The organism is Sodalinema gerasimenkoae IPPAS B-353 (assembly GCF_009846485.1).
Taxonomy (GTDB): Bacteria; Cyanobacteriota; Cyanobacteriia; order Cyanobacteriales; family Geitlerinemataceae; genus Sodalinema; species Sodalinema gerasimenkoae.
Genome location: NZ_ML776472.1, coordinates 688,267 through 708,731, shown reverse-complemented (window position 1 = coordinate 708,731; position 20,465 = coordinate 688,267). Strand labels below are relative to the sequence as shown.

17 protein-coding genes are annotated in these 20,465 nt (G+C 51.5%); 6 read left to right on the top strand and 11 right to left on the bottom strand.

Features of this window, described 5'->3' with window-relative positions:
* Positions 1–426 precede the first annotated feature (426 nt).
* The 3 genes from L855_RS03120 to psb35 all read right to left on the bottom strand — a co-directional run bounded on the left by L855_RS03120 (position 427) and on the right by psb35 (position 2,649).
* Entirely contained in the window at positions 427–1,842 is a 1,416-nt protein-coding gene (locus L855_RS03120) for a hypothetical protein (RefSeq protein ID WP_159784037.1), read from the bottom strand.
* 157 nt (positions 1,843–1,999) lie between these two features.
* Entirely contained in the window at positions 2,000–2,365 is a 366-nt protein-coding gene (locus L855_RS03115) for a hypothetical protein (RefSeq protein WP_159784034.1), read from the bottom strand.
* 95 nt (positions 2,366–2,460) lie between these two features.
* Entirely contained in the window at positions 2,461–2,649 is a 189-nt protein-coding gene (psb35, locus tag L855_RS03110; protein ID WP_159784031.1) for a photosystem II assembly protein Psb35, read from the bottom strand.
* A gap of 283 nt (positions 2,650–2,932) precedes the next feature.
* Between psb35 and L855_RS03105 the strand changes: the two genes are divergently transcribed.
* The gene (locus L855_RS03105) at positions 2,933–3,814 is read left to right on the top strand and encodes a mechanosensitive ion channel family protein (RefSeq protein ID WP_159784028.1); all 882 of its coding nucleotides are present in this window, start codon (positions 2,933–2,935) and stop codon (positions 3,812–3,814) included.
* Between the two features lie 126 nt (positions 3,815–3,940).
* Here L855_RS03105 and L855_RS03100 read toward each other — a convergent pair whose 3' ends face one another.
* From L855_RS03100 to L855_RS03090, 3 genes are all read right to left on the bottom strand, one after another.
* Entirely contained in the window at positions 3,941–6,352 is a 2,412-nt protein-coding gene (locus tag L855_RS03100) for an endonuclease MutS2 (protein ID WP_159784025.1), read from the bottom strand.
* A gap of 99 nt (positions 6,353–6,451) precedes the next feature.
* Positions 6,452–7,015: a Uma2 family endonuclease gene (locus L855_RS03095; protein ID WP_159784022.1), complete on the bottom strand. Its 564-nt coding sequence runs from the start codon at positions 7,013–7,015 to the stop codon at positions 6,452–6,454.
* A 3-nt stretch (positions 7,016–7,018) separates the two neighbouring features.
* Positions 7,019–7,879 carry an NAD(P)-dependent oxidoreductase gene (locus L855_RS03090; RefSeq protein ID WP_159784020.1) on the bottom strand — a complete coding sequence of 287 codons (861 nt, stop codon included), beginning with the start codon at positions 7,877–7,879 and terminating at the stop codon, positions 7,019–7,021.
* Positions 7,880–8,216: 337 nt separating this feature from the next.
* Here L855_RS03090 and L855_RS21080 point away from each other — a divergent pair, with 337 nt between their 5' ends.
* Complete coding sequence (locus L855_RS21080; RefSeq protein WP_192924982.1) at positions 8,217–9,173, top strand: IS110 family RNA-guided transposase; 957 nt, start codon at positions 8,217–8,219, stop codon at positions 9,171–9,173.
* Between the two features lie 198 nt (positions 9,174–9,371).
* On the opposite strand, the gene L855_RS03085 is transcribed toward L855_RS21080, so the two are convergent.
* Entirely contained in the window at positions 9,372–9,755 is a 384-nt protein-coding gene (locus L855_RS03085; protein WP_159784017.1) for a DoxX family protein, read from the bottom strand.
* A gap of 68 nt (positions 9,756–9,823) precedes the next feature.
* On the opposite strand from L855_RS03085, the gene L855_RS03080 reads away from it, so the two are divergent.
* Positions 9,824–10,486, top strand: a complete 663-nt coding sequence (locus L855_RS03080) for a class I SAM-dependent methyltransferase (protein ID WP_159784012.1) — start codon at positions 9,824–9,826, stop codon at positions 10,484–10,486.
* 16 nt (positions 10,487–10,502) lie between these two features.
* Here the strand turns inward: L855_RS03080 and L855_RS03075 are convergent, their stop codons facing one another.
* A complete protein-coding gene (locus tag L855_RS03075; RefSeq protein WP_246198704.1) occupies positions 10,503–12,104 on the bottom strand; it encodes a ShlB/FhaC/HecB family hemolysin secretion/activation protein in 1,602 nt (533 codons plus the stop codon).
* Between the two features lie 871 nt (positions 12,105–12,975).
* Between L855_RS03075 and glpX the strand changes: the two genes are divergently transcribed.
* The 3 genes from glpX to L855_RS03060 all read left to right on the top strand — a co-directional run bounded on the left by glpX (position 12,976) and on the right by L855_RS03060 (position 17,491).
* A complete protein-coding gene (gene glpX, locus L855_RS03070; RefSeq protein ID WP_159784006.1) occupies positions 12,976–14,013 on the top strand; it encodes a class II fructose-bisphosphatase in 1,038 nt (345 codons plus the stop codon).
* 113 nt (positions 14,014–14,126) lie between these two features.
* On the top strand, positions 14,127–15,413 hold the full coding sequence (locus L855_RS03065; protein ID WP_159784003.1) for a glutamyl-tRNA reductase: 1,287 nt from the start codon (positions 14,127–14,129) through the stop codon (positions 15,411–15,413).
* Between the two features lie 299 nt (positions 15,414–15,712).
* Positions 15,713–17,491: a sugar phosphorylase gene (locus L855_RS03060; RefSeq protein ID WP_159784000.1), complete on the top strand. Its 1,779-nt coding sequence runs from the start codon at positions 15,713–15,715 to the stop codon at positions 17,489–17,491.
* Positions 17,492–17,602: 111 nt separating this feature from the next.
* On the opposite strand, the gene L855_RS03055 is transcribed toward L855_RS03060, so the two are convergent.
* From L855_RS03055 to L855_RS03045, 3 genes are all read right to left on the bottom strand, one after another.
* Complete coding sequence (locus L855_RS03055; protein WP_159783997.1) at positions 17,603–17,977, bottom strand: DUF1823 family protein; 375 nt, start codon at positions 17,975–17,977, stop codon at positions 17,603–17,605.
* 107 nt (positions 17,978–18,084) lie between these two features.
* Complete coding sequence (locus L855_RS03050; protein WP_159783994.1) at positions 18,085–18,636, bottom strand: hypothetical protein; 552 nt, start codon at positions 18,634–18,636, stop codon at positions 18,085–18,087.
* A 163-nt stretch (positions 18,637–18,799) separates the two neighbouring features.
* Positions 18,800–20,437 carry a CHAT domain-containing protein gene (locus tag L855_RS03045; protein ID WP_159783991.1) on the bottom strand — a complete coding sequence of 546 codons (1,638 nt, stop codon included), beginning with the start codon at positions 20,435–20,437 and terminating at the stop codon, positions 18,800–18,802.
* Positions 20,438–20,465: the final 28 nt, after the last annotated feature.

Here is a 20,465-nt window from a genome sequence, read left to right as displayed (position 1 = left end):
GTTGAACAATTAAAGCTGTGCCAAATACCGTCTATACGGTAAACTTAGCTGTCCTGGATAACGTTGCTAAGACAGCTCTAATAAAATCTAAAAATGTCGATTCATGACATTATCTCTCTTGAATTATCCTTAAAAAAAGGTAAACGATGGAATCGGCCTAAATCCTGAACCACTGCGGCAGCCAGCCACCAGCCACAGTCCCAATTTCAGAGGCTGAGTTCATCGCTAGCACGAAGATACAGGGCGTTGGAAAGACCGAGGCGATCGAACCTATTGGTTTTGACGTTTTCAGTTTGCTGGGTTCTTGTCAAGTCAAAACGACATCAAAATGGAGAATCTTAAGCTAAATTTTAGGTTTGCCTCGGTCCGGCTAAAAGGAGGCCGGGCTACTGTCAACTTGCCACATTCAGAAGAGGTTTACCTCTATCAAGAGGTAGAGTTCGTTGAAGATTGTTGTTCGATACAATCATAGACTTCTTCAACTTTCTCGATGGTTTCCTCAGGATCTTGTTCAGCGGAGCGCTGTACGTAGTTGATTTTCACTTCTTGTAAGACGTTGGAAATTAGGCTCTGTAATTCATCGAGGGTGGCTTGATCTTGCAGTTCCTGGCGCAGTGCATTCTGGAATTGGTCGGTGAGGTCGTCAAAGCGTTCTCGTCCCAATTCGTCGGCGTAGGCGTTGGCTAGGGTTTCGCAGGTGGCGTTGGCCAGGTAGTTTGCCAGTTGATCGGTGACGTCTTTGGGAAGATGTCCTAAGGCGGGGACTTTCTCCACCAGTTCCATGAAGGTAGATTCTCGCAAGGCTTCAGAGAGGGAATGGTTGAGGAGGGATTTGATTTCGGGTTGTACTTGGGGGAGAACTTTATAGATGGTGAGCTGTAGGAGGCGATCGCTGATGACTTGCATACTATTCACATCCCCCACTGCGACATAGTCAGAAGGATTCAACAACCCTCGGGCGATATCGCCATTTTCAACCGCTTCTTGGAGTTGGTTCAGGGTGCGAATGGTGACAAACTCGGAGATATGATCCGATAAATAAATCGCCGGTTCATGAATCATCTGAGAGAGGATATATTCGATGTTGGCCACTTTCCCCTGGTGAAGCCGAACCGTGACGGGCAAAATTCGCAGCCAACGCCAAACGGGGATAAAGAGAAACCAGTCATACCAACGCCGTAACATGGCATCAAACCAGGTAAGGCCCACGCGACGACGGGAGGCAATCAGGGTCAGAACCAGAAATTCTAGGGCGAAAAAGCCGATAAACCAGATATCAATCCGCCAGTAAGCGTCGTAGGGTTGTCCGTTATCGTCGATTTGTCGGTAGTAGTTGGTGGCAAGCAGGGGAATGATTTTAGTCTGAAAGAAGTTGAGTTCGCTGAGGAGATCCTGCGATCGCAAATACTCAGGACTCCAAAACTGACGAAAGGCGACTTTGACGGAATCCTGCCCTAGGCGATCGGTGATGCGACGCTGTAATTTGGCGAAGGTGCTAAATTTACCGGAGGCGATGAAGGGATTTTCATCGATGAGCGCCTCACTCTGCTGTCTGAGGCGTTGCAGAGACTGTTGCACATCGGGGGAGTCGAGTCCTGTGGGAACTTGCGTGAGGAGATGCTCAAAATTACGTCGGTATTGCTCGGTTTGAGGGTGGGGTTCAATGCCTTTGACGGGGTCATACAGTTGCACGACTTGGGGAACGTAACGCAGATAAATATCCCGTAAGGGGACATAACTGGCATTAAATAGGGCCAAAATGAGATTCAGTAGGGCAAGAACAGCCGTACATTTGATCCAAATCGACATCCACCGCTTGTCTGGAAGAAGAGGGGTGTTCATAACAATGAAAGGTTTAACGAACTCGTGTAATGTCGATGATATCGCGGCTTCTCGTGAAGGAACCTACAAATAAAGTAAGTGGAGACACGACGGATCGCATCTCCACTTAAGGGAGTGTTGAGAGATTCCTAACAGGGAACCCTAAATTAGGGGTGGACTAGATAGCGCCGGGGCCTTTGCCACGTTCATCGCGGCCGGCTTCGAGTTTTCCCGCTTCGCTGGTGTTGTTAACGGTTTTGAGTTCCTGGGCCCGTTCAGCTTTGAGGGCCTGTTCTTTTTCCCGCAAGTCACCGGGTTCTTCGTAGTACATTTCCGGTTCGACGGCGTAGTTGTTGGCCATGCCCTCGCGGTCTACTGTGTAGCCCTTGGTGGTGTCAATATGACCCTGATTCGGGTCTCTGGAGGGTTTAGGGGTTTTCTTGAAGTTCTCCCCTTCTTGTTCCATGCGATCGCTCACTTCAGAAGGAGTGATATGGGGATCATAGTTGGGGGCTTGCGGGTCAATGTTTTGGTTGATAGGCATAGGGTAAAGACTCCTATAGATGGTCTAGGTTTACAAGGGTTGGTCTGAGACCCCACTTGGGGAAATGTCAGAGCCAGAAAAAAAGGGTTAGAGTGTTATTGGGTATCAATATCAGGAACGATATCGGGACGCTCCTTGTCTTCCCAACCGGGCGGACGTTTGGAGTTGTACCAGGCTAGAGAGCCTAGGGTAACCGCCGCAATAAAGCCGACGACTCCCACAATGATGCCTGAGATGGGATAGGAAAAGGCTTGTTCAGCGCCAGTGGTTAAGAAGTAAGTCATAGGTAAGTTGGGGTTAAGGTCTCGTGTTTCGGTTTTGTGTTCACCGTTACAAACCATAGTAGTGGCGGAACATGGCTGAGTACATCTACCTAGAAGTAGAGGTTATGCCATGAAGTAGACGTTATGAGATTGGGACACTCACTCTTTAGTTAGAGTTTTGGGGTAACCGCAGGTCTTGGGTTAAAGTAACGGGGTCGGATGATGTCAGCAGGCGACTGGGGAGAAATCCGGCGATCGCACCCAACCCTTGGTTTGGCCTGGCGGCCTCGTTTAAAGACTATCCATGACTGCTATTCTGCAAGAAATTCAAACCCGTCTGATTCAACTCATCGGTGAGGCATTTCAGTTACTGCCGGCCATTGTCGTGGCGTTGCTGATTCTCGCCTTGACAAAGTGGGGCGCTAAAAACTTTCAACGGGTGGTTCATAAAGGGTCGAGCCGTCTGTTGCGGAGTCGTTCCTTACAGTCGTTGGTGTCGCAAATCAGTTATGTTGCGGCGTGGGTGGTGGGGATTCTAGCAGCGGCGGTGATTGCCTTTCCCAACTTGGGGTTAGGGGATATTATCGCCCTACTAGGGTTAGGGTCTGTTGCCATTGGTTTTGCGTTCCAGGATATCTTCAAGAATTTCCTGGCTGGAGTCCTACTGTTATTGCAAGAACCGTTTGAACTCCATGATCAGATTATTGTGGGAGAGTTCGAGGGCATTATTGAAGAGGTGGCAATTCGCTCAACCCAAATTCGCACCTATCGCGGTGAGCGGGTATTGATTCCTAACTCGATTGTGTTTACCAGTCCTGTGACAGTATTGACGGCGTTTTCGTCCCGTCGGACCGATTTAGCGATTGGGGTGGACTACAATACCCCTTTGCCCATGGCGGTTCAGGTGTTAAAAGAGGCCCTAAACGGAGTTGAGGGGGTTATGGCTGAACCCGATGTAGAAGTGGATGTGGTGGGGTTTGGTGATAGTTCCATTGATTTGTTGGTACGCTATTGGACGTTACCGCAACGGATTGAAGTGCGGAGAGCCCAAACACGAGTGATGATGGCGCTCAAGGCGGCCTGCGATCGCGCGGACATCAGTATTCCCTATCCGATTCGCACGGTGTATCACTATGATCAGCGGGAGTTTAATGAGTTATTTTCCCGTTCAGAACATCAGAATTAGAACTGTCTTAAACCTGAAGAATCGGTAGGGTGCTGTTCCGGCATCAATCAATCTCAAACCTTGAACAACTCGATAGAACTGGCCGGAACGCACCGCCCCCGGCAATCCCCCGCCAGGCCCCAATTATCACTTGAGATAGGCCACCGTCACCCCCGCGCCGCCTTCTTTCTGTGCGGCCAACTCGAAGTTTTTAATATGCGGCGATCGCCCCAAAATCTCATGAACCCCCTGGCGTAACTTGCCGGTTCCCTTGCCATGAATAATCCACAAGGCCCCCCCAACCGGAACCGCTTGGGCGATCGCCTCCTCCAAACGAGGTTCCGCCTCATGTACCCGGCTCCCCCGCACATCTAGGGTGTTGGTAGAGGTACGCACAAGAGGAGCGGTTTTCACCGTTGCGGCTGGGGCCGCCGTCTGACTGGATTTTTGAGGGTTGGCCTTCGCTTTCGGCTGAGGCAGATCCGGTTTTTCCCCAGACAGGGATTCCACATCTGCTAGGGGAACCTCCATCTTCATCAACCCGAAGCGCACCGTTAACTCTCCCTCTTTCTCAATGGCTAAGACTTCCGCCGTTTGCCCCAAACGAGGAATGCGCACGCGATCGCCCACCTTCGGGGCAAATCCCGGTTTCGGTTTCGGCGGTTTCGAGGCACTGGGGAGTCGTTGTTGACGAATCCGTTCCATGGCCTCGGTGGCTTTCTGGGCATCCTGAGCCGTTGCATGGCCCTGCTGTAGCCGGCGAATCACCTTGGCAATCTCTTCTTTCGCCTCATCAATAGCCGCCTGAACCGCCTGTTCCTGTTGCAGTTTCAGGTTTTCCTCCCGACGGCGTAACTGTTCGGCTTTCTCGCTAATCTCCTGATTTAACCGTTCCGCCTGGGCCACAATTTGACTGGCTTCATCGGCTTTCGTCTCCTGTCGCCGTCGTTGTGCCTCTAACTCGGCGATGGTTTCATTCACATCGACGCTAATGCCGGAACGGATATAGCTCTGGGCTAAATCCACCACCTCCGAGGATAATCCTAAACGACGAGCAATCTGCATGGCATTAGAACGGCCCGGAATTCCCCATAAGAGGCGATAGGTGGGCGATAAACTCTCATCGTCAAACTCCACGGAGGCGTTCTCAAAGCGGGCATCCTCATATTTTAAGGTCTTTAACTCCCCGAAGTGAGTGGTGGCCACCGTCAAACGGGCGCGATCGCTCAGATGTTGCAAGAGGGCGATCGCCAACGCACTCCCTTCAGAGGGATCGGTTCCCGCCCCCACTTCATCCAATAACACTAAGGCATTTTCATCATCCGCCACGGCCTCTAAAATGCGACTAATGCGGCGCACATGGCCCGAAAACGTCGATAAACTCTGTTCAATAGATTGTTCATCGCCAATATCGGCCAAGACTTGGGAAAACCAGGGCAGTTCCACCGGTTCCCGCGCCGGAATAAACAACCCCACTTTGGCCATCAACATGGCCAAGCCGAGGGTTTTCAGGGTGACGGTTTTACCCCCTGTATTGGGCCCCGTAATCGTCACCACGCGAATCGCTGGCGACATGGAGACGTTAATGGGAACCACTGCATTCCCCTGTTCATGCTTTTCTTGCCAAACCAGGAGGGGATGACGCAGTTGACGCAGTTCCGTGGCTTGCGTGGCTTCAACAAAGCGGGGTGGATTGGCTTCTAACCAGATGCTATAGCGGGCGCGGGCGTTGGCTAAATCCAGTTGGGTGACGATCGCCAACAATCGCTCTAAATCGGGAATCACCTCGGCGATGCTTTGGCTGAGTCTCCGTAACACCACTTCCTCGGCGTTTTTCTCTTGCCGTTGCAGGGTTCGCAGGGTGTTGTTTTCGTTGACGATCGCCCGAGGTTCGATATACAGAGTGGCCCCAGTGGCGGAACTGTCATGGACAATTCCTGGGATTTTCTCCTTCTGGGGGGCTTTGACGGGCAAGACAAAGCGATCGCCGCGACTGGTGATGAGATGTTCTTGTAGGGCGCTTCCCTGACGCTGAATGATGCGATTGAGGGTTTGATAGATGCGATCGCGCACCTGTTTGAGTTGCCGTCGGATGCCTTCGAGTTGGGGGCTGGCGCGATCGGCGACATCCCCTCGTTCGTCGATGCAATGATGAATCTCTTGTTCTAACTCGGGATAGGTGCGTAACTCCGACACCAACTCTCGTAAAACCGGAACCTCTAATTCAGTATTATCAATGACTCGCCGCAGTTGTCGCGCCCCGGAGAGGGTGGTGGCGACGTTCAGGAGTTCCTCTCCCTGCAACATCCCGCCAATCTCGGCCCGTTCTAGGGCTTCCCATATGTCACGAATACCGCCAAACGTCAATCCAGTTTGGGGATTCATTTCTAAGGCATAGGCTTCCTGGGTTTGTTGCAGAAGCTGTTGGCTCTGTTGGCGATCGCCGGGGATAGCCAGTTGTCGAGCGGCGATCGCCCCGATTTTCGTGGCGGCGAAGGTGGACAGATGTTGGCATACCCGTTGCCATTCCAGGAGATTGAGGGTTTCTTCGCGAATCAAGATCAGCTTGGGTGGGGGATGACGGTAGTGGTCTTGTTATTCTATCGAGAATTGCGGCAGTTCAACAATGGCTGCAACAATGGCGGGGCCAGGGCTGGATTATCCCAATTTTAGCCAATTCCAGAGCGTTCCCAAGCTGAGGTTGAGGGATTGGGCAAACTCCGGGGTGGGCAGGAGATCGCCCTCCTGTTCAATGGAGATGATACGGCGATCGCCATCAAAGACTTGCACGAGTCGTTCCTTGGCATCAATCAACCAACCCATCTCAGTGTTATGTTCCAAACAATAGAGGATATTACTGGCGACACGAGTCGAAGATTCTTCAGGACTTAAAATTTCAATCGTCCAATCTGGCGCGGCGTTAAAGCGATCGCCAATCTCGCCGTTTTCCGTTAGGGGAATCCTGGGCCAGCGAAAGACGGCGATATCGGGAACTAGGGAGCGATCGCCAAAGCTACAACGCAATTCTGGCAAGGCTAAGGCCATCTTCTCCGGTTCTGTCACAGCATTGATCGCGGTAATAAGTTTTTGCTGGATACGGCTGTGACGACCTTGTAGCATGGGTTTGGGGATAATTTTTCCCTGGCTATATTCCCGATAGGGTTTGCGTTCGGGTTGTTGCAAAAACGCTTCTAAGGAGAGACTGGGGGCGATCGCCGTCATGGGTTAACCTCCTTTCACCGCTTCAAACAACGCCGAATAGTCTGAATCCGCCAATCCCTGGGCGATCGCCTGTTCGACAACCTGCGACACCGCCTGACTCAACTTGGCATCAATCCCCATTTTTTCGGCTTCGCGGCTAAATAGATTCATATCCTTGAGTAAATGTTTACTAGGGAAATTAGGATTTTCATAATTCCCCGCTATCATCCGCGAGAGTTTCTTGTCAAAGGTAGGGGCATACAACGCACTTTGGCGGACAATCTCCATAAAGGCCTCAATCTCAATTCCCTGCTGACGAACCATAGCCAAACTTCCAGCAAATGCCGTTGTCAGGGAACCAATCAGTTGATTCATGGCCAATTTAACAGCGGAACCAGTACCAACCTCTCCCAGCAAAACTGGCTCTTTGCCAAACACTTGTAAAACAGGCAACCATTGCTCAAACAAGCTCGGAGTTGCCCCTACCATCACCAATAATTCGCCGGTTTTGACTTGAGGAATACTTCCCAACACCGGAGCTTCGAGATACGCCCCTCCCGCCGCTTCAATGTCGTGTTGTAGGGTTTGACTTTCACTGGGGGCAATGGTTGCCATTTGGATTAAGGTTTTGGCCGTCCATTGGGCTTTGGCTGTGTCGCTGAGGAGCGTTTCGCGAATGGCCTCGGCATTGGTAAGCATGGTGATGAGACAATCCGCCTCTTGGAGAACTTCGACGGGAGAGGTAGTGATCGCGCCCCCAGCGGCTTTGATGGGGTCTAGTTTGGCGGCGGTACGGTTATAGGCGATAATTTCATAGTTGGATTCTAGTAGTTTGAGGGCCATGGGTTGCCCCATTAAACCGGTTCCTAAAATGCCAATTTTCATGATTTTTGTTACTCCTTGAATTATGATAATAATTATTCCATAGCGAGCGGTGCGTTCTGGCAAGTTTAACTGGCAATTTCAAAGTTTACAATGATGTTGAGCCAGGACGCACCCTTGTATATTGAGAAACATAGTAGACCGCCGCACCCTAGGTCGGAAAAGGCCGCTTGGTAGCATGGGTCACTACAAGGTAATCTTCTCGACTGAACTCGAACAGTCGCCTGGGTCAAGGACGTCCGAAATTTCGGTTCATCCCAAAGACCGTATCAGGCAAGGATGAGTGAAATTGAGAAGATGTCTTGTTCATCTTAACAGAGCTAATTTAGGAGAACCTATCATGTCAAAGACACCTCAGTGGATCGGAGTTGACGTGAGTCAACAGACTCTGGATGTTTACATTCGTCCATTGGGAAAAGCCATCCAAATCCCCAACAGCCCGACCCAAATTGCCCAACTCGTCGAGTCTTGGCAAAACGAGCGGATCGAGCGAGTTGTGGTCGAAGCGACTGGGAAACTAGAAAGGGAACTGGTCATTCAATTACAAGAGGCCGAGTTCCCCGTTTCAGTCATCAATCCCCGCCAAGGTCGAGATTTTGCCAAAGCTACTGGTCGTTTAGCTAAAACTGACGCGATTGATGCTCAAACATTGGCGTATTATGGCGAAGCCCTAAAGCCCCCGGTTCTAGCATCGAGCTCGGCTGAGACTCGTCAACTACAAGAGTTAACGAGTCGCCGGCGTCAGCTCATTGAGATGCAAACGGCTGAGAAAAATCGTTGTCGTCGCGCACGTGGCAAGGCTTTGGTGGATATCGAGGCTCACCTAGACTATCTCAGGGGACGTCTCGAACAACTCAACGCCGAGATTGAGGAATTGACTCAGAATTGTGCGGAATGGTCATCAAAAGTCGAATTACTTAAAACCATGCCCGGCATCGGTCAAGCGATTGCCACTACCTTGGTTTCTGACCTACCCGAACTGGGTCAACTCAGTGCCAAGAAAATTGCTCGCTTGGTCGGTGTAGCACCCCTGAATTTTGACAGTGGCAAGTACAAAGGTCAACGAAGAATTCAAGGAGGTCGGGCACCGGTCCGAGCAATTTTGTACATGGGGGCGGTTGTGGCCATGCGATATAATCCAGCTATTAAAGTTTTTTACGAACGCCTCGTCAAAAAAGGCAAGCCGAAAAAACTAGCTTTAACAGCCTGTCTGCGTAAACTTCTGGTCATGTTGAATGCGATGGTTCGAGATCATCGACCCTGGCAGTATTCAGAAAGCCCAGCAGCTCGTCCTTAGCCACCTTTGAATACTTTGACAATTGAGGCAGTAACAGAAGCCAAGCCGTTAACTGCCTAGGATTTTGCTGCTCTTTAAAGCAGCCCCTTGACTCAAGAGCTAGATTATGCACCCAAACACGTTATCCTTGACAATTAAGACAGTCGCTACCCCTGTGGTAGGGCGACCACAAGGGTACGCCCCTACTATTGCCTTCTCCTACCGATATCCTGCTAGGCGATCGTCAATGCTCACCGGACCAGCACCAGAATAGAGAGTCATCATTAACCCTCCTAACAACCCTAGATTTTTAAAGAAGTTAGTTGTTTCTGTCGGGTCAGTTGGATTATGAAAAATAAAGCTAGTGGGGACAATAAAAATAATGAGTAAGATAACTCCAATTCGAGTCTTATAGCCCAAAATCAACGATAAGCTTCCCAAGATTTGAAAGACAATCGTTCCCACTAGCAACACTTGGGGAAAGGGTAATCCGGCGTTCTCCATCATGGTCGCAACTCCGGCAAAGCCAAAGATTTTAGAAATGCCAGCTCGCAGAAAAATGACCGCTAAAAAAAAGCGAGCAACCACAGGGATGTAATTCATGGACTGAACTCCTTATAATGAATCATAAACAAATTGATCCTTGCTACCTGACTTAAATCTTCACGGCCATGGGAATTTTAAAAGACCGCGATCGCAGCAAACTCGATAGCAGCGATGATGCTCGATTCTACGAAATGCCACGCTTCGTCACCCATGTGGATGAGAGCTTCATTGACCAACTGACGCAATTGTATCGCGATCGCCTGCACGCCAACAGCCACATCCTCGACCTGATGAGTAGCTGGGTGTCCCATCTTCCCGAGGATATCCCCTTTGGCCATGTGGAGGGCCATGGCATGAACGAGGCGGAACTGGCCAAAAATCCCCAATTAGACCATTACATCATCCAGAACCTCAACCATAATCCTAAACTCCCCTATGCCGATGAGCAGTTTGATGCTGTCCTCAACGCCGTCTCCATTCAGTATCTGCAACATCCCGAGGAGGTTTTTGCCGAAATCCACCGCATCCTCAAACCCGGCGGATTGGCCATCATCAGCTTCTCCAACCGGATGTTTTACCAAAAAGCCATTCAAGCTTGGCGAGAGGGAACCGATGCCAGCCGAGTGGAACTGGTGAAACGCTATTTCCAAGCCGTTCCCGGTTTTGCCGAACCCGAGGTGATTGCCAAAACCTCCAACGTTCCCGCCGTCCTACAAATGATGGGATTTGCGGGGGCTGATCCCTTTTATGTGGTCATTGGGGAGAAAACCCTGGTCAAATTAGCGTGAACCGGCTTGACTCTCCTTAAAAGGGTTGCCATTCGAGCTGAAAATAGAGTTCCTGACGCTGGAAGACATCGCGATTTTCCTGTTCTTGGACATTGATTAGAGGAATCCCCCAATCCAGTTTGGCCGAAAAGCGATCGCCCAACCCCAACTGAAGCCCCAAGCCCACAGAGGCTAGAGTGTTTCTATCAAAGCTAGAGCCGCCCTGACTCCAAACCGTCCCCACATCCACAAAGGGTCGCAGTTCCAAGCGATTCTCGCCAGCATTCGCCGTCCAGATGGGGAACCGGACTTCTGCCGAGGCGAACAGGCCACTATCAGCCAAGAGAAAGTCTTGGCTATAGCCCCGTACACTAAAGTTCCCCCCTAAGCCGAAGCGTTCTAGGGGAACCATGGATGTGGCCGACAGTTGCACATCAGAACGCAATAACAGAGAGGTTCCGTCGGCGGCCAGCAGGCGGAGATATTGTGCTTGTCCTCGCCAGTTAAAGAAACGACCGTCCGGTTCACGGCTATTAATGGTGTCATTGCTGAAAATAGGAATTCCCCAGTTGAACTGCGATCGCGCCGCCAAGACTTCCTGAGATCCCCGTTGTGTCCATTCCTGGAAAAACCGGAACACCGATAGACGAGTTTCCCCCCTCTCATTGGCCCCCACCGAGAGAGGAAAGGGTTCCTCTAATAGCGAGGTTTCACTTTCCCGGCGGGAGAACGTCAGGCCCAGGGCAAATTCCTCTCCTGGACTACGATGAAGCGGTTGACGATAGGTGAGTTCAAAATCCCGAGAGTCAGCGGTGAGATTCAACTCATCAAACGGACGTTCAATAATTTCACTCCCAGTCACCCGAACCGAGGTTTCCAGGGTTCCATTGCGGGGATTGATGGGGAGACGGTAGCCAGCTTGCAGTTCATGGCTTCCCTCAGTGCCACTGTAACTCAGGCGAGCGCGATCGCCCCAGCCGGTCAAGTTGGCTTCGCGGAGTTCCACCGTACCGCGATAGGCCCCCACCGTGGGCGATCGCCCGCTGTCAATCCTCAGCAAGGGACGGAAACTGCGGGCCTCGCTAATCTCCACCTCTAGCAGATTAAATCCTGGACGAGGACTGGCCGAGAGTTCCGCCGAGAGATTCTCAATCAGCGGATCGAGTTGTAACAACTGTAAGGCCTCTAAGAGGTCATCGATATTGAGGGGGGTTTGGGCCGCCAAATTAAGGCGCGATCGCACATATTCCGGGTTCAGACGGCGATCGCCCGTCACCACAATATCCTCTAACGCACCCTCGACGACCTGAATCGTCACAATGCCATCCTCAATCGTCTGAGGTGGGAGTAAGGCCCCGGAGGTAATGTAGCCGCGCTCCACATAGAATTGGGTAATGGCTGAACGAGCTTGCAGCAAATCCGCAAACGACATCTGGCCGATAAACGGTTCCAAGATGGGGGCAAAGTCGTCAGGGGTAAAGCGGGTACTCCCCTCTACACGATAGCCCTGGACCTCCAGAGTGCCATCGAGGCGATCGAGGGATTCATCCGTCTCCGCACCGGGACGGGGGTCTAGCAACTCATCCGGTGGCGGTAATGGCTGAGGATCTCCTACATCCGGGAATGGAGAATCTGGCACAGGACGAACTTGGGCTAGATAAGGAGATTCTGTCGTTTGGCCTTGCCCGCTCTCGGGTCTGACCAGGAGAGTGAACAGAAACATCCCAACCATGGTTATGCACGTTAGAACCGCTCCTGAGGAATCGTGACAATCGCGCTTGTATATGACCATCCGCTAAAAAGAATATCCTGGAAAATATCGGTAAACCGGTTTTAACCCAGATGTCCCGACCCATATTGGGAAAATCGCCCACCAGTCTGGCATATCTTAATGTTTTTTGTCCCCTGGCGAGACAATTTTCCCTAGATTTCCCTCAAGTTTGCGGTGGGTTCTGATCTAAAGGGGGTCTCAAGCCTCCCGCCGAGTCCTCTAGCTGTCCCATGAGGCATCTGCATCGGGCCAATCCTCAAGCCGCAAAACTTAACGAAACCTCCCCGGTCCGGGGTCCCAGGGCAGCCGACCTCTGATACACGTTTAGCCAGACTCAAGAGATGCTGCTCCTGGACATCAACAATCTGGCGAAGGGTCCGGGTTGGAGATTGAGAGCTATCTTGATTGTGACTTCTATCTATGGGAGACTTGACAACGAGCCTGTCAAGTCGCGTTCTCCTGGGTTTCGCTCACTCAAATCCTCAAAACTTTTGATGACAGCTTGACAGCGAAACGTCCGGAAATATCGTAAGATTGTCCGGTGTGGCATTTTCTAGTGAGTGGTAAACCTCCAGAGATGGGAACCACAGGAGAATGCCGAGTTCTCATGTTCAAGGAGCGTTGCTGTCCTCAAACAGGCAGCATTCGTCCCGGTAAAACTGTTAAGAGTTCGTTTACAAAAAATGGGAGCAAGTCCCATCGAACTCGCCTATAAATATCTTTTGGGAGAATAGAATTCGTGGAAAGTACCCTCGGGCTAGAAATTATTGAAGTCGTTGAGCAGGCGGCGATCGCCTCGGCTCACTGGATGGGGAAAGGTGAGAAAAACACCGCCGACCAAGTGGCCGTCGAAGCCATGCGGGAACGCATGAACAAAATCCATATGCGCGGTCGTATCGTCATTGGAGAAGGGGAGCGGGATGATGCCCCCATGCTCTACATTGGCGAAGAAGTGGGCATTTGCACCCAAGAAAACGCCAAACAATTCTGTAACCCCGACGAACTGGTTGAAATCGATATCGCCGTTGATCCTTGCGAAGGAACCAACCTCGTCGCCTATGGACAAAATGGTTCCATGGCAGTGTTGGCGATTTCTGAAAAAGGCGGTTTGTTTGCTGCCCCCGACTTTTACATGAAAAAGTTGGCTGCCCCGGCTGTGGCGAAAAACCATGTGGACATTCGTAAGTCCGCCACGGAAAACCTACGCATCCTGGCTGATTGCATGGATCGTAGCGTTGAAGAACTCGTGGTGGTGGTCATGGATCGTCCCCGTCACAAAGACTTGGTTCAAGAAATCCGCAAGGCTGGCGCGCGCGTGCGTCTGATTAGTGATGGTGATGTGTCCGCCGCCATCTCCTGCGCCTTTTCAGGAACCAACATCCACGCCTTGATGGGCATTGGTGCCGCTCCTGAAGGGGTGATTTCCGCCGCTGCAATGCGCTGTCTGGGGGGTCACTTCCAAGGACAACTCATCTATGACCCCGCCGTGGTGAAAACCGGACTGATTGGTGAGAGCAAAGAAAGCAACCTGGAACGTTTGGCCAGCATGGGCATTGACGACCCCGATAAGGTCTATGATGCTCATGAACTCGCCTGTGGTGAAACCGTCCTGTTCGCCGCCTCTGGGATTACCCCCGGAACCCTCATGGAAGGGGTGCGCTTCTTCCACGGTGGCGCCCGGACTCAGTCCCTGGTCATTTCGAGTCAAAGTAAAACGGCTCGCTTTGTCGATACCGTTCACATGACCGACGAACCCCGCCGCTTGCAACTGAAATAGAGCGCCATTTGACCTGACTCGGGGGTGTTCCCCAGGTTCGCGCTATACTGAAGCCATAGGGGAACCCCTCCGATCCGACTCCAACCCTGATAACAAACTCTTACCAAATCATTATGAATATCGCTGTTGTTGGGCTAAGCCACAAAACAACGCCAGTCGAAATTCGTGAAAAACTGAGTATCCCGGAACCGCAAATTGAGGCAGCGATCGCCCAGCTTTCGAGCTATCCTAATATTGAAGAAGTGGCTCTGCTGAGTACCTGTAACCGCCTCGAAATCTATTTCATTGCCAAAGACACTGAACCTGCGGTTCGAGAAGTGAGCCAGTTCCTAGCGGATCGTTCTCGGATTTATCTGCCCCAATTACGTCCCTATTTGTTTGTCCTGTTACACCAAGATGCGGTCATGCACCTGTTACGGGTTAGCGCTGGCCTGGAGAGTTTAGTCTTAGGTGAAGGGCAAATTTTGGCACAAGTCAAAACCACCCACAAGCTCAGCCAGAAGTACAAAGGGGTGGGACGCGTGCTCAATCAGTTATTTAAACAGTCCATCAGTGCCGGAAAACGAGTTCGCACCGAAACCAGTATTGGAACTGGTGCCGTCTCAATTAGTTCCGCTGCCGTTGAGTTGGCTCAGATGAAGGTCCCCAACTTGGGGAGTCAGCGCCTCTGTGTTCTCGGGGCCGGGAAAATGTCTCGCCTACTGGTGCAACATGCGATCGCCAAAGGGGCCAACAGCCTCACCCTAGTTAACCGCTCCCAAACGCGAGCCGATGAACTAGCCGCCAAGTTCCCCGATGCCAATATTAACGTTCGTCCTTGGGATGAGATGTTGGAGGCGGTCGCCGACTCGGATATGGTTTTCACTGGAACCGGTGCAACGGAGCCAATTCTCCATTGTGATAACTTACGGGCCGTGGCCCCTCCGGGGTTAATGCTCTTTGATATTGCAGTGCCTCGGAACGTTCACGCCAATGTCAGCGAGTTGGAGGAGGTTCAATGCTTCAACGTCGATGACCTCAAAGCGGTGGTGGCCCAAAACCAGGAAAGCCGCCGTCAAATGGCCCTCGAAGCCGAAACTCTCCTAGAAGACGAGTTAGCCAGCTTTGAATCCTGGTGGCGATCGCTCGAAACAGTTCCCACCATCAGCAGCCTGCGCCGCAAAGTTGAAACCATCCGCGAACAGGAACTCGAAAAAGCCCTGTCTCGCCTTGGCGCCGAATTTGCCGAGAAACACCAAGAGGTCATCGAAGCTCTCACCCGAGGGATTGTCAACAAAATCCTACATGACCCCATGGTGCAACTACGGGCCCAACAGGACATTGAAGCCCGCCGTCGAGCCATGAAAACCCTCCATCTTCTGTTTGACTTAGAACTCGAAGAAGAAATCGCTCGCAGTTAACGGACATCCATAGTTCAGAGTCCCGTTCAACAACGGATCGAGACGTTCCCTAGGTGCGTCTCGATTTTTATGAGAATTTTTTGTCCCCAGGGCCAATCGATCCCCCTGTGGCTAGGATAACCCCTGGCAAAATTTGGGCAAACTTTCCCGGATTCGGGGGGGCACTTCAAGTTTTCATAACATAATCCTGAGTTGGTTCGCGTCTTCTTCCCCAAGCGGTAACAAAACCGCCAAATTGGCGATCGCCAACCTCTTAAGCTAAACCGTTAAACCGATTCATTCGCCCAACATTTTGTCTTATGAGTTCATCCATCTCCTCATCGGCCCCTGTCAATGGCCCCTATGACCTTTTCACCCGACGTATCCTACCCCTCCTGCGATCGGTTTATGACGAAGACACGGCACAATCCCTCCTCGATCGCATTTATAACCATTTAGCCCCCCTCCTCAGTGATTCCCTAGATGAGGATTTGGGCAAATGGAGTCAGGATAATATCCTGCTGATTACCTACGGTGACAGCATCCGCCGTGAGGGAGAAAAACCCCTCATTACCCTGGGGCGTTTCCTGCAACGCTATCTCAAAGACACCATCACCGGCGTTCACATCCTTCCCTTTTGCCCCTATAGTTCCGATGATGGCTTTGCGGTGATTGACTATCGAGCCATTAACCCCGAACTGGGAACCTGGGAGGAGATTAAGGCGATCGCCGGTGAGTTTAACTTAATGGTGGATCTCGTCATCAATCACACCTCCAGTGAAAGCGAGTGGTTTCAGCAGTTCAAACAGGGGAAAAAACCCGGTTGTGACTATTTCATCTGCGTCGACGCCGACACCGACGTTTCCCAAGTGGTGCGGCCCCGCAACAGTCCCCTCTTAGTTCCGGTCGAGACGCCAGAGGGAGACAAACATATCTGGGCCACCTTTAGCGAAGATCAGGTAGATCTCAACTTTGCCAACCCGGATGTGTTCATGGAATTTGTGGATATCCTCCTCTACTACGTGCAAGCCGGGGCTAAATATATCCGCCTCGATGCCATTGGCTATCTTTGGAAACAATTAGGAACCTCCTGCATTCATCTGCCGCAAACTCACGCCCTCATCAAAGTCTTGCGGGAAATCCTGCAAACCCTCAACCCTCAAATTGCCCTCATTACCGAAACCAATGTGCCCAACCGGGAAAACTTGAGCTATTTTGGCAACCGGAATGAAGCGCACATGATCTATAACTTCAGCCTGCCTCCTTTATTGCTCAATGCCCTATTACAGGGGAAATCCGAGCATTTACGAACCTGGATGATGAGTATGCCCCCGGCCCCCCTCGGCTGTGCCTATTTTAATTTCACCGCCTCCCATGATGGGATTGGCCTACGGCCCACGGAAGGCTTACTCACGGATGACGAGTATGAGCAACTCATCGCCACCATGAAACGGTTTGGCGGCGAAATTAGTATGCGGAAACAGTCCGATGGCTCGGAAAGTCCCTATGAAATCAATATTTCCCTGTTTGAAGCCCTCAAGGGAACCGTCAAGGGAGAGGATGAATGGCAAATTGAGCGTTTCCTCTGTTCTCAGACGATTATGATGTCCTTAGAGGGAATTCCTGCCTTTTATATTCATAGTTTGTTAGCCACGGAAAATGACCATGAGAAGATGGCGCAAACAGGGCGCAACCGTTCCATCAATCGTCATCAATGGGATGAGGCGGAGTTACTAGCTCATCTGGAGAATCCCCAATCCCCTCAGGCGCGGGTGTTAGGGGAATTAACTCGTCTAATTCGCATTCGCCGCCAACAACCGGCGTTTCATCCCAATGCCACTCAATATACCCTGCATTTAAAGAAAGCGTTGTTTGGCTTTTGGCGGCAAAGTATGAATCGAGATCAGAGTATTTTCTCAATCCATAATCTGAGCGATCGCCCCAAAAAACTCCCGTTGACGGAGTTGAATTTAGTTTGTACCGATCCCTGGTGTGATTTAATCAGTGGCACGCTGATTACGGATATTTATCAAAGTGTAGTGTTAGACCCCTATCAATCCATGTGGATTACCAACAAGTTTGATAGCCCTGACCAGTAATTTTCTCTTCTCTCCCCTCTCCCCCTCGTGTCATGGCTGAAGCCGTGACACGGCTTTGGGGCGGCGCTGCTTCCTGGTACGGGAGGAAGGGGCGAGGACCACGAGAGGAAATCAGGAGAGAAGCCCCTGGTTCACCATGTAGTTGAGGAGCCAGTTCGCCATCGTAGCTCGGCGTGTTTCCAAAGGGGAAAATTCGCCAATTTTGTAGCCTTTAAAGCCCAATTTTTCTTTAAGAAGCTGTTTATTTTCCTTCGGAATTGAGCGAGTCAATTTCACATTGGGCGGACGATTTTCAATAAAATCTGGGGGTTCAGGATAGGTTTCCCGCCAATCCTCCGCCACCTGATCTGTTTTCCAGGTTTGTTCAGCATCATCATAGCGATAGCCCAAATAATGCCAAACGAGGCGGTTGACCGTGTCATTATCCAAATCTTTGTTGAGAATGGCCCAAATCGTATCGGTCGTTAGAGGAGGCAGTTCAGTCATGGAGTCTTACTAACAAAAAGGAACAAAGCCCAGAAAACCATCGGGTTCCCTCCCTCAAGTTCCCCGACTATCTGAAACATCGAATACTTGACCTATTATTTGAGAAGTTACGAGTTACTGTCAACCGTTAACTCTTGCAGTGCCACCTGAGCGATCGCCAGACTCAGACGGGCCTGTTCCAAACTCGATAACTCGTCCCAAGGGCGATCGCCGACCAACTCGTTCGGGGGCTGACCCCGCATCGTATAAGCCAAAGGACGGGCTAACACTTGTAAATCTTCTGTAGCCCATTGGGGGAGTAAGTCACCCACGCAGCCAACAAGCTGGTTTAACAGGGATTGATCGGGGCAGGTTTGCTTGGCGAGGTCACAGAGGCGTTTGAGAATCGACGTGGGAACCTGGGAGCCAAATCGTTCACAGAGGGACGCATACACCATACAACTATCGAGTTGCTCAAAAAATACCGGAGAGCGATCGCCCAGATTTAAATCATCAACCTTTAACGGTTCTCCGAGGGCGACGGCTTCATTCAGGGCCTCACATTCACCGGGATTCCAAGGATAGGTGACGTCATCCCCGAACAACACCGTTTCGAGTAAATCCAGTTCGGCTTGGGTTTGTGAGGCAGACCAGGCAGAAGAACGGGGCGATAAAACCATAACAGTATGGGAAAACGATTAGAGGACGAGCGCAGACGAATCAGCACGCTGAACAACCATCAACGTTAGGAGGACAGGACGTTTGACTGGCCAGTTTCAGGACTGTCTTAACAGTTGACTCTCTCAACTACAGCATGAGAGTCGGGCGTTCCGCAACGTTGGCTCACAAATCCCCTGAGGCTAGGCAAAACTGCCAGGGCTGTCCCTGGGAACTGCCAAACTTAAGAACCATCCCTGAGATTAGGGTAACTTCCTCATGATGAATTTTGTGCCAACGGTCTTCCTCCCGAATCAAGGTTCCATAGCGAGAAAAGTCTCGGAGAAAATAGGTCAGACCCTCATCAGGTAGATGTCGCAGCAAAATTTCAGCGTGATACTGAGATACCCAGGGTTCCCCTAAAACCGCTTCATTCTCCTGACTGCGTCCGAGACGCATCCGTCCCCCTCGTAATTGAAATCTCGAATGGGGTGAGGTTGAGGACCCTTGGGGCGTTAGATAGGCTTTGACCTGAGGATGGCCCAGGGCCGTAGAAGCGTCTTCAGGTAACTCCGTGGGCATTTGATCCGCTGGCATGGCTTCGGGGGAGTTGAGCAAGTAGCCATCAAATTCTGGATGGAGGTAGAGAACCGGTAATGTCCAGGCCGGTTGATTAAACTTATATAAGGTCAAGAGTTGTTGACGGGCGATCGCCACCGCGCGTTCAATGGGGTGGCCTTGGGCGATCGCCCCAGCAAACTGTTCAATGAAACTCAACGCCTCTGTATCGGCGATCGCATCTCGCATGGCCAAGGCCGCCGGAACCCCATGATGTACCAACACCTCCGCCACACTACTGCGAGCAATACAGTGGTCATCATGGCGATCGAGTTGTGCCCCCCAGCAAGTATTGAACACTGCTAGGGTAACCTGCGATCGCACCAAAATCTGAGCCAGTTCCGTCCCACTCAGGCGGGTATCTTCCCCTAAAAACAAAATTCCCCCATCGGGGGCCGTGGCCCCATGGCCGGCGTAGAGAAAAATATGATACTCCTGACGCTCTAACTGTTGCGTCAACTCGGCCGCCGTCGGCTGCACCAAGGTATCTAAACAATAGGGAACCTGACCCGCATCCGCCGGGGCCGATGCAAAAATGTCTCCTAACCGTTGCGCCTCATCATCAAGAGCTAACATCGGGGTCTTCGGAGAGGCCGCCCCATCCTCAGCCTGGGGTTTCCCCAATACCAGAAGGATATTCAGCGATCGCCGGGCCCGCCGCAACACCAAGGGATCGACATCACAGGTGGTGCGGCTAAACAGAAGTTGCGGTGCTAGAGACAAGGCCGCTTTCCCAATCCGGGGTTGGGCAATTTCCCAGGGTAACGGCATCAGTTCCGGGGCCCGAATATCCAAACGCACCCGCAGCGGCACCTCACGGCCCAGGGCAATGCCCTGACTCTGAGCAAAACCGGCCTCAACGGCCCCTGAAAACAACCATTGCCACAACTGTAACCCCAACTCTTGCATTAAGCGGCTGCTGTGACTCGTGACGAAGGGCGGCCCCAACTCGGGGAGTCCAGCCGAGGTCTCCTGACCCACACCCGCCAACGCCGGGGACAGCGGTAGAGGGTTCACCGAAAAAAACCGTTGCCATTGCTGCCAAGTCTCACCAAGGGATGACGACCAGGGACAATCTTGATGGACATAGCCCCCGGTATATGGGGCTTGTAAGACCCATATAGCATACGACTGAGGCACACCACCTTGAACTGTCTTTAGAGGGGCGATCGCCAGGTTAAAACTAGGCAACTGAGAAGAGAGCATGAATGAATCGGGCCATCAGGTAAACAGG